This window comes from Brevibacterium senegalense (assembly GCF_000285835.1).
Classification (GTDB): domain Bacteria; phylum Actinomycetota; class Actinomycetes; order Actinomycetales; family Brevibacteriaceae; genus Brevibacterium; species Brevibacterium senegalense.
Window position 1 is genome coordinate 138,403 of record NZ_HE978606.1, and the last position, 13,774, is coordinate 152,176.

13 protein-coding genes are annotated in these 13,774 nt (G+C 71.9%); 9 read left to right on the forward strand and 4 right to left on the reverse strand.

Annotated elements, in window-relative coordinates; all coding sequences use genetic code 11:
• Nucleotides 1-7: 7 nt before the first annotated feature.
• Genes HGBR_RS12330 through HGBR_RS12340 form a run of 3 tightly spaced genes read right to left on the reverse strand, consistent with a single transcriptional unit; the run spans nt 8 to nt 2,962 of the window.
• Nucleotides 8-1,306, reverse strand: coding sequence for a sensor histidine kinase (locus tag HGBR_RS12330; RefSeq protein ID WP_019159653.1), 1,299 nt, complete (start codon nt 1,304-1,306; stop codon nt 8-10).
• A gap of 18 nt (nt 1,307-1,324) precedes the next feature.
• The gene (locus tag HGBR_RS21050; protein WP_019159654.1) at nt 1,325-2,308 is read right to left on the reverse strand and encodes a response regulator transcription factor; all 984 of its coding nucleotides are present in this window, start codon (nt 2,306-2,308) and stop codon (nt 1,325-1,327) included.
• 57 nt (nt 2,309-2,365) lie between these two features.
• Nucleotides 2,366-2,962: a hypothetical protein gene (locus HGBR_RS12340; protein ID WP_019159655.1), complete on the reverse strand. Its 597-nt coding sequence runs from the start codon at nt 2,960-2,962 to the stop codon at nt 2,366-2,368.
• A gap of 42 nt (nt 2,963-3,004) precedes the next feature.
• Here HGBR_RS12340 and HGBR_RS12345 point away from each other — a divergent pair, with 42 nt between their 5' ends.
• The 3 genes from HGBR_RS12345 to HGBR_RS12355 all read left to right on the forward strand — a co-directional run bounded on the left by HGBR_RS12345 (nt 3,005) and on the right by HGBR_RS12355 (nt 6,242).
• A complete protein-coding gene (locus HGBR_RS12345; RefSeq protein ID WP_019159656.1) occupies nt 3,005-3,307 on the forward strand; it encodes a hypothetical protein in 303 nt (100 codons plus the stop codon).
• 114 nt (nt 3,308-3,421) lie between these two features.
• Nucleotides 3,422-5,497: a sensor histidine kinase gene (locus HGBR_RS19015; protein WP_019159657.1), complete on the forward strand. Its 2,076-nt coding sequence runs from the start codon at nt 3,422-3,424 to the stop codon at nt 5,495-5,497.
• 4 nt (nt 5,498-5,501) lie between these two features.
• Nucleotides 5,502-6,242, forward strand: coding sequence for a response regulator (locus HGBR_RS12355; RefSeq protein WP_245533342.1), 741 nt, complete (start codon nt 5,502-5,504; stop codon nt 6,240-6,242).
• A gap of 66 nt (nt 6,243-6,308) precedes the next feature.
• On the opposite strand, the gene purB is transcribed toward HGBR_RS12355, so the two are convergent.
• Complete coding sequence (gene purB / locus HGBR_RS12360; RefSeq protein ID WP_019159659.1) at nt 6,309-7,736, reverse strand: adenylosuccinate lyase; 1,428 nt, start codon at nt 7,734-7,736, stop codon at nt 6,309-6,311.
• Nucleotides 7,737-8,007: 271 nt separating this feature from the next.
• Here purB and HGBR_RS12365 point away from each other — a divergent pair, with 271 nt between their 5' ends.
• The 6 genes from HGBR_RS12365 to HGBR_RS17845 all read left to right on the forward strand — a co-directional run.
• On the forward strand, nt 8,008-8,367 hold the full coding sequence (locus tag HGBR_RS12365) for a hypothetical protein (RefSeq protein WP_019159660.1): 360 nt from the start codon (nt 8,008-8,010) through the stop codon (nt 8,365-8,367).
• A complete protein-coding gene (locus HGBR_RS12370) occupies nt 8,364-9,146 on the forward strand; it encodes a hypothetical protein (protein WP_019159661.1) in 783 nt (260 codons plus the stop codon). Before HGBR_RS12365 ends, HGBR_RS12370 begins: the two co-directional genes overlap by 4 nt.
• A complete protein-coding gene (locus HGBR_RS17840) occupies nt 9,143-10,777 on the forward strand; it encodes a serine/threonine-protein kinase (protein WP_040365057.1) in 1,635 nt (544 codons plus the stop codon). The genes HGBR_RS12370 and HGBR_RS17840 overlap by 4 nt, the downstream gene beginning before the upstream one ends.
• Before the next feature lie 415 nt (nt 10,778-11,192).
• Nucleotides 11,193-12,287: a pyruvate dehydrogenase (acetyl-transferring) E1 component subunit alpha gene (gene pdhA, locus HGBR_RS12380; RefSeq protein ID WP_019159662.1), complete on the forward strand. Its 1,095-nt coding sequence runs from the start codon at nt 11,193-11,195 to the stop codon at nt 12,285-12,287.
• A gap of 1 nt (nt 12,288) precedes the next feature.
• Nucleotides 12,289-13,266 carry an alpha-ketoacid dehydrogenase subunit beta gene (locus HGBR_RS12385; RefSeq protein ID WP_019159663.1) on the forward strand — a complete coding sequence of 326 codons (978 nt, stop codon included), beginning with the start codon at nt 12,289-12,291 and terminating at the stop codon, nt 13,264-13,266.
• Nucleotides 13,267-13,296: 30 nt separating this feature from the next.
• Nucleotides 13,297-13,774, forward strand: a 478-nt coding sequence (locus HGBR_RS17845; protein WP_040365058.1) for a biotin/lipoyl-containing protein, incomplete at its 3' end; no start/stop codon positions are given.

A 13,774-nucleotide genomic window follows, 5' to 3' on the forward strand; every position in this document is an offset into this window, starting at 1 on the left:
GGGCGGGTCAGCCGGCCGCGGCCTCGGCGTCGTCCTCGATCGGGAACCGGACCGTCGCCTGCGCGCCGCCGTCGTTCGCGAACTCGATCGTCATGCCCAGCAGTCTGGCCTGGCCCTGCGCGATGACGAGGCCCAGACCCATCCCGCCGCCGCCGGCGGACACGAAGCGGGTGGGACCCGTCGCCAGGATGTCCGGCGGATAGCCGGGGCCGGAGTCCGCGACGACGATCCGGTCCGGATGCACCTCGACGCGGATGGGGTCCTCCCCGTGCTTGACCGCGTTGACCAGGAGGTTCGTGATGATCCGCTCGAACCGGCGCTGGTCCGTCGTGATCCGCGCGTCGCCCGCCTCGTACGTGACGGAGACGTCGTGACCGGCCAGTGCGCCCGAGCCCTCGAGCGTGCTCATGAGCGAGTGCATGGTCCCGTCGACGGCCACCGATCCCAGGTGCGTCTCCGCGCGTCCCGCATCGAGGCGCGACACCTCCAGCAGGTCCTCGACGAGCACCTGCATGCGGGCCACCCGCTCCTTGACGAGCTCTGCGGGCCTGGACTCCTCCTCCAGCAGGTTCGTCGCGTTCACCAGCCCCGTGAGCGGCGTGCGCATCTCGTGCGCGAGGTCTGCGGTGAAGCGCTGCTCGGACTCGATCCTCTCCGTCAGCCGCTCGACGGCGAAGTCGACGGCCTGCGCGAAGTCCGCGACCTCGTCGCTGCCGTAGTCGATGATGTTCGAGACGCGCGTCGTCGTGTCGCCGTGCGCGATCCGCCGGGCCGCCTGCGCCCCCAGGGTGAGCCGCCGCGAGATCTGGCCCGCCGCGTACGAGGCGATCCCGCCCACCACCAGCACAGCACCCGCCATGCCCAGCAGGACCGCGCGGTCGATGCCCGCCAGCAGCTCCTCCGACTCCGCCGTCGACTGGCGCACTGAGATGACCGCCTGGTGCGAGCCCACCTGGATGGGCGTCGCCGCCCACAGGTGGTCCTGCCCGTCGACCGGGTGCATCGTCGTGACGGTGTGGCCTTCCAGAGCGGAGTCGCGCGCGTCCGCGGGCAGCTCCGGGTCGTCGATCGTCGTGTTGAGCGTGAGGACGCCCGTGTTCGTGTAGACGGAGACCGCGTCCGCCAGCTGCTCGGAGACGTTGGCGCGCTGCCGCTCCGTCTCCGCCCGAGCCGCGGACTGCCGCACGACGACGCCGCAGCTCAGCGCCGCGATGACGACGGAGGTGACGACCAGCAGGACGATCTTCCAGCGCAGCGACATCCGCGCCCAGCCGGACCGGGAGTCGCCGATGCGGGCGTCGGCCATCCGGGGATCGGCCATCCGTCAGCCCGCGAACCGGTAGCCGAAGCCCCGGACCGTCTCGATCCGCTCCGCCCCGATCTTCTTCCGCAGGCGCTGGATGTGGACGTCGACGACCCGTGAGTCGCCCGCCCATTCGTACCCCCAGACCGTGTACGCGATCTTCTCCCGCGAGTACACGTGCCCCGGCTCCTCCGTCAGCAGCAGGAGGATCCGCAGCTCCGTGGGGGTGAGGTGCACCTCCGCACCGTCGATCTCGACCGTGAGCCGGCCCGTGTCGATCGTGAGCGACCCCAGCGTGAGCCGCCGTTCCAGCGTCGCCGCCGGGTCGTGACCGTCCGCGGTCGCCGCGGACCCCATCGCCGAGGCCGGGGCCGGGTCCCCTGCCCCGCCCGCCGGGACGGACCCCACGATCGCGGGGTGCGGGCTGGAGCCCACGATCGCGGGGTGCGAGCGCTCCTGCGACTGATCGCCACCGGTCGCGGGCGCACCGTCGGGGGCGCGCGGTGAGTCGAAGCCGGGGGTGGGTCCCAGGACGTCCGGCAGATCGCCGCCGCTGATGATGCGGCCGCCGGGGCCGATCACCGTCTCGTGCGCGCTGCTGGTCGCGGCACTGGCGGGGGAGTAGCCCATCGCCCCGGTGCCGGAGGTGATGAAGCGGCGGACCACCGCGCGGATGCGCGCGTTGAGCACCTGCATGTCGAACGGCTTCGTGAGGTAGTCGTCCGCACCGGCCTCCAGCGCCTGGACGATGTCGATCGGCTCGGAGCGGGCGGAGACGATGACGATGGGGATCGTGGACCGCTCGCGGATCGCCCGGGTGATCGACGCGCCATTCATCGTGGGGAGCATGAGGTCGAGCAGGACCGCGTCCGCGCCGTGCGCGGTGACGAACTCGAAGCCCTCGCGGCCGTCCGCGAACGACGTGACCGTGTAGCCGAAGCGCTCGAGGCCGATCTGCGTCGTCTCGCGGATCACCTCATCGTCCTCGACAAGAACGATGTGCATCGTGTGCCTCCCCCTGCTGGCTCGCCGGACCGGACCCGGCCCGCCGTCCGTCGGTCGTCACGTCGCGCCGACGCTGGAGATCCGCTGGCCGGCCTCGAACCGCCCGTCGTGGAACCGGTAGACCTGCACCGACCAGCCGGTCGGACAGCAGGCCTCATCCGCCGCCGTGAAGCGCGGCTCCTGTGCGACGAGCGTCCCACCGCGGCCGGGAGTGAGGGACAGGTCCTGCCCTGAAACTACCAGGTGCAGATGCGGTTGACCGCCCTCCTCGCCGATCACGGCGGCGGCGAACACGGAGTCCTCGCCGGGTTCGGTCAGGAGGACGACCTGGAACGGCTTCTCCTCGATCGTGAGGGTCGCGCCCTGGTTCAGGCACTCGTCGCAGTAGAGCAGGGTCTCCGTCAGCTCGGCGTTGATGGCCGCACCATCCTCGGAGTCCTCGTCCAGCAGGTGCGAGCGGACCTCCTCGAGGCTGAACACCGGCGGCGCCTCGGTGGTCCCCGCCCCCGGCGCGTTCGCCGCATCGGTCTGCTGCGCGACGGCCTCGACCCGCAGCCCGCGATCCGCCTGCGTCACGTGCACGATGAGCAGCAGCGTCACGAGGACGGCACCGGCGATCAGCGCGACGAGAGCGGGCGGTGAGAGGCGGGACACGCGTCCAGTGTGCCACGCGGTCCCCGGTAGGATGGGCGGAACATGGAACAGCAGAGCCAGCCCCAGGCAGACCCCTCCTCTCAGCCGCGCGAGCGGAAGAGCGTGCCGTACCGCCACGCGGTGGTCTTCGGCCTCATCGCCGGTCTCGTCGCGTTCGTCGTGAGCGGTGTCGTGACCGTGGGCAGCCGGTTTGCGACGGAGGGCCCCGCCGCGGTCGCCCACCTGGGCATGCCCGCCTTCTACGGCGCGGTCGCGTTCGTCGCGGCGACGCTCATGGCGTTCGTCCTCAACTGGGTCGTCTCCCGCAAGGACGTCGAGCAGCCGGACGGCCCCGTCCTCCACTGACCCGCAGGGCCCTGTCCTCACACTGCCGCACGTGCACCCTCGCATGCCCGATGTGACAGGACTGGAGCGCTCTGAGCGGGGTCCGTGTCCGCGGCCTCGGGCAGAATGGGGGCGATGACCGCCAGCCGATCCGCGTCCGGACGACGCAGAGACCCCCAGCGACCCGACCCCGGTCGGGTCCCCGGCCTGCCCGGAGCAGAGCCCGCGGGACGGGAGAAGCGCGGGCTGCGGATCTTCCGGGACACCGGCGTCGCGGGGCGGATCATGGTCGCCAACGGGGTCATGCTCGTGGGCATCGCCCTGCTCGTCACGACCATCCTCTACTTCGTGCTGAGCGACCAGCACGACCGGCGCGCGGAACGGCAGCTCACCAGCACCGCGGAGTCCCTGGCACGGTCCACGCTGGTGCTCGACCACATCGTCGACGTCCAGTCGCAGCGCGGCGATGCGGACGCTGACGCGGACCCGCTGCCGGTCTTCCTGGCGGACACGGACGAGAACGCGCTCCTGACGGAGCGGCTCGAAGACGTCCGGACGGACTACGGCGTCGACCTCGTCGAGGTCATCCCCGCCTCGCAGCTGTCCGCGGTGGGCGCCCTGGGCGGCACCTCCAGTTCGGACGAGGCGACGCAGCGCGAACGGCCGATCATCGTCGCCTCCGGTGAGGATGTGGAGACCCGCACCGGCAGCATCGTGACCGGCCTCGACCAGGGCTCGCTGGCCAACGGGGAGACGACGGTCCGCTACATCGGCGGCGGCAGCGGCATGCTGGTCGCCGTCGCCCCCATCCTTACCGGCCCGCCCCCGGGCGCGGGCGCGGAGGCGACCCCGGCCTCGGGAGCGGACACCGCAGAGCAGGGCGACTCCAGCCGGACGGCCCGCGGGCAGGCCGACCTCGGCGGCGACGCCATCGCCGCGCCGCAGGTGGTGGGGGCCGCCGTCGTGGGCATGAGCCCGGATGCGGTCCGCGATGCGTTCGCCCCGCAGGCGCGGGCGATCTGGTTCATGGGCGGACTCGTCATCCTGCTGGGAGTGGGCGCGAACTGGGTGACCCTGCGCGGCCTGCGGCGCGTGACCGGCGACTACGGCACAGAGGAGCTGGGCGCCGTCCTCGACTACTACGGGTCCGTCCTGCGGGCGGTCTCCGAGGGCCTCGTGCTGGCGGACCGCGGGCAGGGCATCGTCTTCTACAACGAGGAGGCCGCCCAGCTGCTGGGCATGCCGGACTCCACGGCCCGGACCCCCATCGCCCTGCAGGACCTGGACCTCGACCCGTCGCTCAAGGCTCTGCTGGCGGAGGGCCGGTACGCGCGCGACGAGATTCACTACACGGTCCGCCGGGTCCTCGTCGTCAACCAGCAGCCGGCCTCGCAGTCGCCGGACACCTGGGTCATGACGATGCGCGACCACACGGAGCTGCAGGAGCTCACGGGCGAGCTGGTGTCCGTCCGCTCGTTCTCCGAATCCCTGCGGTCGCAGACCCACGAGTACGCGAACCGGCTCCACATGATCGTCTCGCTCGTGGAGACCGGCGCGTTCGACGAGGCCGTCCAGTTCGCGACGCGGGAGATCGACCAGGCGGAGCGGCCGGCGGACAACCTCCTGGACGGCTTCGATCACCCCATCCTCACCGCGCTGCTGCTCACGAAGATGTCGCAGGCATCGGAGAACGGGATCCGGCTGGAGCTCGACACGGACGACCTGCACGGCACGATCACCGCGGACGACCGGGACCTCGTCACGATCATCGGCAACCTGGTGGACAACGCGCTGGACGCGGTCAGCTCGGACGCAGTGCCCGCGGACCGGCGGACGGTGCGGGTGCGGTTCTCCGGGAACAAGACATCGGGCCTGGTCATCGAGGTGAGCGACGACGGTCCGGGCATCGCGGAGTCAGCACTGGACAACGTCTTCGAGCGCGGCTGGTCGACGAAGCACGACGGCGTCGCGCAGGCGACGGGCGAGGGGCGGATGCAACATGCCTCGCGCGGTGTGGGCCTGGCGCTCACGGTGCAGGCCGTGCGCCGGATGGGCGGGGCGATCGACGTGCAGGGATCTGGAGACGAGCTGTGCGACGAGGCGGAGGTCGCAGAGATGCCCAAGCCCCTGCGCGGCGCCCTCTTCACGGTCTGGGTGCCGGCTGCGCCGGAGGCGGACACTGGCGCAACCGGTGCCGGGGATCTACGGTGAAAGCGTGGGAGCAGTGAGTGACGATGCGCGGCGCGGCGATCCCCAGCGGCCGCTGGGTGTCCTCGTCGTGGAGGACGAGGAGATCGCCGCGAAGGCCCATGCCTCCTACGTCGAGCGGATGGACGGCTTCCGCGTCGTGGGCATCGCCCGCAACGCGCAGCACGCCCTGGCCGCGCTGACGGACCGGATCATGGGGGTCGACTCGTCGCAGATCGACCTGGTGCTGCTGGACATGAACCTGCCGGACGGCCACGGGCTGCTGCTGGTGCGGAACCTGCGCGCCCGGAAGGTGCCGGTCGACGTCATCGCCGTGACCGCGGCCCGCGACATGCAGGTCGTGCAGGAGGCCCTGTCGCTGGGGGTCGTCCACTACATCCTCAAACCGTTCACGTTCCCCGTGCTGCGCACCAAGCTCGAGGCGTTCCGCGGATTCCGGGAGTCGCTGGCCCACGAGCAGGGCGGGGACCAGGTCACCCAGTCGCTCGTGGACGCCGCCGTCGAGGGTCTGCGCGCCGGCAGCGCGCCCCCGCGCGCCGCCGGCGTCCCCGACGCGGTGCAGGATCAGATCCTCACGATCCTGGGCGAGGGCGGGTGCTCCGCGGCGGAGGCCGCAGAGAGGATCGGCGTCTCCCGCGTCACCGCGCGCCGGTACCTCGAGGCGATGGCCGATGCGGGACTCGTCGAGAGGCGCCCGCGCTACGGCAATGCGGGCCGGCCCGTCCTGGAGTACGCGACGCTCGAGTGAGCCGAGGCCCGGCCGCGCGGCCGGGACGGGACGGTCAGCGGGCGGCCCAGCGGCCTCGGCGCCGGGTCAGCGGGAGGACCGCCAGGCCGCGACCTCCGCGCGCGCCAGCTCTGCGGCCCGTCCCACGTAGGCGGTGGGCGTGAGCTCCGCCAGACGGGCGGTGTCGTCGTCGGGCAGGCCCAGGGTCGCGACGAACTCGCGCAGGGCGGGGCCGTCGACGCGGTGCCCGCGGGTCAGTTCCTTGAGCTTCTCGTACGGGTTGTCCATGCCCTCGATGCCGCGCAGGAACGCGGCGCGCATGACGGACTGGATCGCCTCCGCCAGCACCTCCCAGTTGCGGTCCAGGTCCGCGGCCAGCGCATCCGGGTTGCACTCGAGGCGGCCCAGGCCCTTGACGAGGTTGCCCAGCGCCAGGAGCGAGTGGCCGAAGGCGACGCCGATGTTGCGCTGCGTCGTCGAGTCCGTCAGATCGCGCTGCAGACGCGAGGTCGTGAGGGTCGCCGCCAGCGAGTCGAGGAGCGCGTTGGAGAGCTCGAGGTTCGCCTCCGCGTTCTCGAAGCGGATCGGGTTGACCTTGTGCGGCATCGTCGAGGAGCCGGTGGCGCCCTCGACGGGTATCTGGATGAAGTACTCCATCGAGATGTACGTCCACATGTCCGTCGCCAGGTTGTGGCAGATCCGGTTGAAGTGACTGATGGCCCCGAACAGCTCCGCCTGCCAGTCGTGCGACTCGATCTGCGTGGTGAGCGGGTTGAAGGTGAGGCCCAGGTGCTCGACGAAGTCCTGCGCGATGGTGGGCCAGTCGACGCCCGGCGACGCGACGACGTGCGCGGCGTACGTGCCGGTGGCGCCGTTGATCTTGCCCAGGAACTCCGCCTGCTCGATGCGGGCCAGCTGGCGGCGGAGACGGTGCACGAAGACCGCGATCTCCTTGCCCATGGTCGACGGGGTCGCGGGCTGGCCGTGGGTGTGGGACAGGAGGGGGACGTCCGCCAGCTCCTGGGCCATGTCCGCGAGCGCGTCGATGAGCTGACGGGCCGCCGGCAGCCACACCTCCTGCACGGCGCCCTTGACCCCCAGCGCGTACGACAGGTTGTTGATGTCCTCCGATGTGCAGCAGAAGTGGACCAGTTCGGACAGGTCGCCCGCGCCGATCTGATCGAGGAACTCCTTGATCGAGTACTCAACGGCCTTGACGTCGTGGACCGTGACGGCCTCGAACGTCTTGAGCTGCTCGATCGTCTCCAGGTCGAAGCCCGCCGCCCAATCGCGCAGCTGGGACTTCTCGTCCTCCAGCAGCTCGCGCGTGCCGCGCACCGCACCGGACTCCGCGAGGTGGATGAACCACTCGACCTCGACGTGGATGCGGTCGCGGTTGAGCGCCGCCTCCGACAGGTGGTCGATGAGGGGCGCGGTGTCCCCGCGGTAGCGGCCGTCCAGGGGGCCGAGGGTGAGGGTCGGATCGAGCTGGGCGAGCGGCACGCGGTTCGTCATGCCGCGATTCTCTCACGCACGCGCGCGGGTGCGTCTGCCGGTCACAGGCCGGGACGCGGGTGCGACCGGACCGCGCGGACGGTCCTGGGGACGGGCCTGCGGGGATCCACAGGGACGAGGGCGCGGTGCGTCGCGCGGGTGGCGCGATGGATCGTGGCCGTGAGGTCGACCGTGGGTCGCGATGTCGAGCGTGCGGGGGCGAGACCGGTGGTGCGGCGCGAAAGCGGCCGTGCAGGACGAGGGCCGTGCGGGGAGAAGGTAGGGGGAAGCGGTGGCGGAGGGGATCGGGGCTGCGGCGGTGACGGCCGTCATCGAGGAGCTGCAGGCGGATCAGCAGGTGTGGGAGACCCAGATCGGAGTGCTCGACAGCATCGTGGGCCGGGGGCGCGCGGGTCAGTGGCTCGAGTGGCGCTCACCTGCGAGCACGGCCTATGTGTCCGCTCTGGACGCCTGGGTGCGCGACGGCACCGCCCTGGTCGCCGCGGCCGAGGCCGTCATCGGGGCTCTGCGCGCGCACGTGGCCGCATTGGAGGAGGTCCGCGACTCCGTCGCCGCGGCCGAGGCGGCTGCTGGCGACGCTCTCACCGCCCCCGGCCTGCCGGAGCTCATCCGGGAGGGAGATCTGCTGTGAGCGTGCGAGGTGAGACGACGACGGGGAACCGGGCGGGGTCCGCGTCCTGGTGCGTGGTGGACGGGCGCGACTTGGCGGTCGCGCTGCGCCGCGGTGCGCAGGGCTCGGTCGGAAGCGCCGAACGCGAGTGGCCCGCGGTGCTGCGTCCGGCTGTGCTGCGTACGGCGCCGGCGGCGGATCCCGGGAGCACCCGTGTGCCCGCGCAGTCTGGCCGTCTCGAGGGGCCGGCGGATCCGCCCGCGGGTGCGCCCGTGTCGCCCGGTGTCCGTCTCTGCGTGCACGCGCTGGAAGGGGCGGCGGCCTCGCACGTGCGGTCGATCCACTGGTTCCTCCACTCAGGACACACGATCATCGCGGAGGCCGCGCACGGTGCCCGGCAGACGGTGATCGTTGTGGGACGCGTGTCGCACGGCGAGGCCGGGATGCTGGACCCCGGCGTCGTCCTCCTGGGCGTGTTCGCCGCGGCGGAGGCTCCCGCGCGGCTGTCGCACCTGGTGGGGACCGGAGACGCACCGCACCCCGTGTCCGCGGTGCTGAGCCGCTGGCTGCTGCCCGCGGGCGTGGCCGTGCCTCCCGCCACGGTGCTGCGCTGTCCGCCCGCAGAGGAGCTCGAGCGCGCGCTCGTCGCGCAGCTGGCGGAGGCGCTCGCCCGGGTGCAGGCGCACGTCCCGGAGGCACAGGCGCACGTCCCGGGGGCACAGGCGCATGAGGAGCCGGCCGTGCGGGCGGACCCGTGCGCCGATGGGAACCCGCAGACCGGCGCGGAGCCCTCCCGATGAGCGTGGGACCCGACCCGGACCTCACAGTCACGGGCGGAGCCACCGGTGTGCGGGCCCACCTGGAGGACCTGCACCTGCAGGCGGACGTGCTGGACGCGCTTGCGGACGAACTGGAGACCGCACTCGTCACCCTGGGGCGCGCGGAGCTCGACGCGACGGTCCTGGCGCTCGCGCTCGCCCCGACGACGGGACTCGTGCTCGAGGCCGTCACCGGTGAGTTCTTCGCCCGCGCGGCCGGCGCGGACCTGCCCCTGCGGGGGATCGCCGCCGGCCTGCGGGGCAGCGCGGACGCGTACACGGCGGCGGACGAGCTCCTCGCGGCGTCCTTCGGCCTCGTCCTCACCGTCGCCTCGCACGCGGTCGGTCACGCGGTCCGGTTCGGCCTGCTGCAGGGCGGCACCGTCGTGCTGGCGGCCGGCCTCGCGCTCACCGTGGGAGGTGGGATCGTCCTGTGGCGGGGCGCCCGGGAGGCAGGCGTGTTCGAGGCGGTCGAGGGGGTGACCGGCGTCGACGCGGACGCCCTGGCACAGCAGGGCGCGGACCGCGTGCTGGGAGCGCTGGCCGCCGGCGCGACGGAGCTGGTCCGTCAGGCCGGTGCGCACTCCGGATTGACCGGTACGCTGCTGGAGCACGTCCTGCCCGGAGCGGTGTCCGGCGTCGCCGGCGTGCCGCTGGCGCTCACGCTCCTCCCGCGGGAGGGCGGTCTCATCCCGCGTGACTCCCAGACACTCACCGGGCTCCTGCTTCTGGTGGGCGGGCAGGCCGGACTCTTCGGGGAGCAGCCGCTCGCACGGCCCGGCGGCTACCACCGGCCGCTCGACGTGACCGTGTCCCGGCAGGGCACGGATGCCCGCGACCCGCGCACGGGCCGCACGGTTCCGCTGCGCGCGCCGGGCTCGGTCAGCGAGCTGTGGGAGCGCGAATGGGAGCAGTCCGCGGGCCGGGACAACGGCACGGTCCGCGTCGAGCGCATCGAGGGCGCGGACGGGCGTGTCCGCCACATCGTCTACATCCCCGCGACCACCAGCCAGTCGATGACGGCGGGCGCGGAGACCACGGACAACACGACGAACGTGGAGACCGCGGCGGGCTTCGAGTCCGCCCAGCACACGATCGTGCGCACGGCCATCGAGGAGGCGGGGATCGACCCCGGTGAGGAGGTCATGCTCGTCGGATACTCGCAGGGCGGTCTGGTCGCGGGTTCACTGGCATCCGACCCGGAGTTCCGGCGACGGGTCAACGTCACGACGGTCTTCACCGTGGGTGCTCCGGTGACGGACTTCCCGCCGCACGACGGCATCGACATGCTCTCCGTCGAGCACGCGCAGGACCTCATCCCCGACCTGGACGGCGGTCGGAATCCGGATGCATCGAACTGGACCACCCTCGAGGTCGACTTGGACGAGGCCGCGCAACGTGCCGCGCTCGCCCGTCGGGGGATGTCCCGGGCGGAGGTCGACCGGGTGCTGGCCGGCCCCACCGCCGCGCACTCCGGGGTCCTGTACGACGGCACGGTCCGTCGCCTCGACCGGGAGGGGAACCCCGGGATGCGGTCGTGGCAGCACCGCAACGAGCGGTTCTTCGTCGGCCGGGTCACGCAGCTGCACAGTGCGGAGGGAACACGGCGGTGACCCGCTCACCAGGGAACACTCGGACATCAAACTATGACATCGGAGTGATTGTGCGCTGTCTCACCTGCGCCGGTCGACTCCTGTCCGGACCCTCCAACCCCCGGTTCGGATCCCTACGGTGGAAGAGCGGACGGGGTGCGCACCTGCATCCCGTCGGCGCCGCCGCACACCCGTGCGGCGGGACGGAAGGGGCTGCGCGGGCCACCGTGCATCCCCGCTTGGCACAGCTCCCGCGCTCCGGTAAAGTGAAGCTCTGATGTGAAAAGCATCACGTTAGGCGTGCCCGCACATCCGCAGGCGCACCACCATCCGAGCGCGGCCCCCACACCCGGGAGCCAGCGTCCAGGAGAGGAAGAGAATCATGACATCCGACCTTTCAGCGGGAGCGCGTGCGACGAGGCAGGCGGGACCGCATATGATCCAGATGCTCACCCCTGAGGGGGAGCGCGTCAGCTCCGGCGAGTACGACGTCTTCGCCGCGGAGCTCACGACAGAGGACCTCTTCGCCTTCTACCGCGACATGGTGCTGGTGCGCCGTGTGGACGCGGAGGGCAACGCGCTGCAGCGCCAGGGCCAGCTGGGCCTCTGGGCGCCGCTGCTGGGCCAGGAGGCCGCGCAGATCGGCCTGGGCCGCGCCTTGCGGAAGCAGGACTTCGTGTTCCCCACATACCGTGAGCACGGTCTGGCCTGGACCCGCGGCATCGATCCCACAGAGCTGCTGGGCATGTTCCGCGGCCAGACGCACGGCGGCTGGGACCCGCAGGCCAACCGCTTCCACACGTACACGATCGTCATCGGCTCCCAGGTCCTCCACGCGACCGGGTACGCGATGGGCATCCAGATGGACGGCGACGTGGGCACCGGCGACGCGGACCGCGATGCGATCGCGGTCGCCTGCTTCGGCGATGGCGCCAGCTCGCAGGGCGATGTGTCGGAGGGCCTCACCTTCGCCGGCGCCTTCAACGCGCCGGTCCTCTTCTACTGCCAGAACAACCAGTGGGCGATCTCCGAGCCCACGAACGTCCAGACCCCCGTGCCGCTCAACCAGCGCGGCCGCGGCTTCGGCGTCCCCGGCATCCGGGTCGACGGCAACGACGTGCTCGCCACCTACGCGGTCGCCCGCGCCAGCGCCGATTCGATCCGCGCCGGCAACGGACCGCTGCTCATCGAGGCGTTCACCTACCGGATGGGCGCGCACACGACGGCCGACGACCCCACGAAGTACCGCAGCGATGCGGAGACGGAGGCGTGGGCCGCGAAGGACCCGATCCTGCGCCTGCGCCGCCACCTGGAGAAGCAGGGCATCGCAGAGGGCGAGTTCGCCGCGGTCGACACGGAGGCGGACGAGATGGCGGCCCGCATCCGTGCGGCCTGCGTCGCGATGGAGCCGCCGGCGCCGGAGGCCATGTGGAAGCACGTGTACGCGGAGCCCCACGCCCTCGTCGACGAGGAGCGCGACGCCTACCTCGCCTACCTCGCCTCGTTCGAGGGTGCAGAGGAGACCGTCTGAGATGACGACCACCATGCCACTGTCGAAGGCGATCACGGCTGGTCTGCGGAAGGCGATGGAGGACGACGACAAGGTCGTGCTCATCGGCGAGGACATCGGCAAGCTGGGCGGCGTGTTCCGCGTGACGGAGGGCCTGCAGAAGGACTTCGGCGACCAGCGCGTCATCGATGCCCCACTGGCGGAGTCCGGCATCGTCGGCACGTCGATCGGAATGGCGATCCGCGGGTACCGGCCCGTCGTGGAGATCCAGTTCGACGCCTTCATCTTCCCCGCCTACGACCAGATCGTCACCCAGGTCGCCAAGCTGCACGCCCGCACGCACGGCCACGAGAACATCCCCATGGTCATCCGCGTGCCCTACGGCGGCGGGATCGGCTCCCCGGAGCACCACTCGGAGAGCCCGGAGGCGGTCTTCGCCCACCACGCGGGCCTGCGCATCATCTCGCCGTCGACGCCGCACGACGCATACTGGATGATCCAGGACGCGATCCGCAGCGACGACCCGGTCATGTTCTTCGAGCCCAAGCGTCGGTACTGGATGCGCGGCGATGTGGACATCGACCAGCGCGGGGCGCAGACGCACGCCGCGCAGGTCGTGCGAGAGGGCACGGACCTCACCCTCGTGTCCTACGGTCCGCTCATGCCCACGGCCCAGGATGTCGTCGAGGCGAAGGCGGAGGAGGGCGCCAGCATCGAGCTCATCGACCTGCGCAGCCTCAGCCCCATCGACTTCGACACGATCGAGGCGTCCGTCAAGCGCACGGGTCGGCTGGTCGTCGCCCACGAGGCCGCGGTCTTCCTGGGCCTGGGCGCGGAGATCGCCGCCCGGATCACGGAGCGCTGCTTCTTCCACCTCGAGGCGCCGGTGCTGCGCGCGGGCGGGTTCCACATCCCGTACCCGCCCTCCAAGCTGGAGTCGCACCACCTGCCGGACCTCGACCGCATCCTCGACGCCGTCGACCGCGCGCTCGCCTACTGAGCGCCTCGACCGCGCAATCGAAAGGACACCATGTCTGACGTCTTCGTCCTCCCCGATCCCGGGGAGGGTCTCACGGAAGCAGACATCGTCGCGTGGAAGGTCGCCGCGGGCGATTCCGTGACGGTGAATCAGATCCTCGTCGAGATCGAGACCGCGAAGTCTCTCGTCGAGCTGCCCAGCCCCCACGCGGGGACCATCGCCCAGCTGCTGGTCGCGGAGGGGGACACCGTCGAGGTGGGCACCCCCATCGTCCGGTTCGGCTCTGCGGACGGGAGCGCCGCCGCCGAGGCCGCCCCGGCCGCCGCTGCGACGACCGGCTCCCCGGCCGCGGCCTCGCAGGACGCAGGGAGCTCGGCGGATGCCGCAGGCTCCACGGGTGCCGCGGACGCCGCTGACTCCGCAGGCGGATCGGGCGCGACCCTCGTGGGGTACGGCGCCGTCGAATCCTCCTCGAAGCGCCGCCCCCCGCAAGGCGGGCGCGACGGGAGCCCCCGCCGCCTCGGCGACG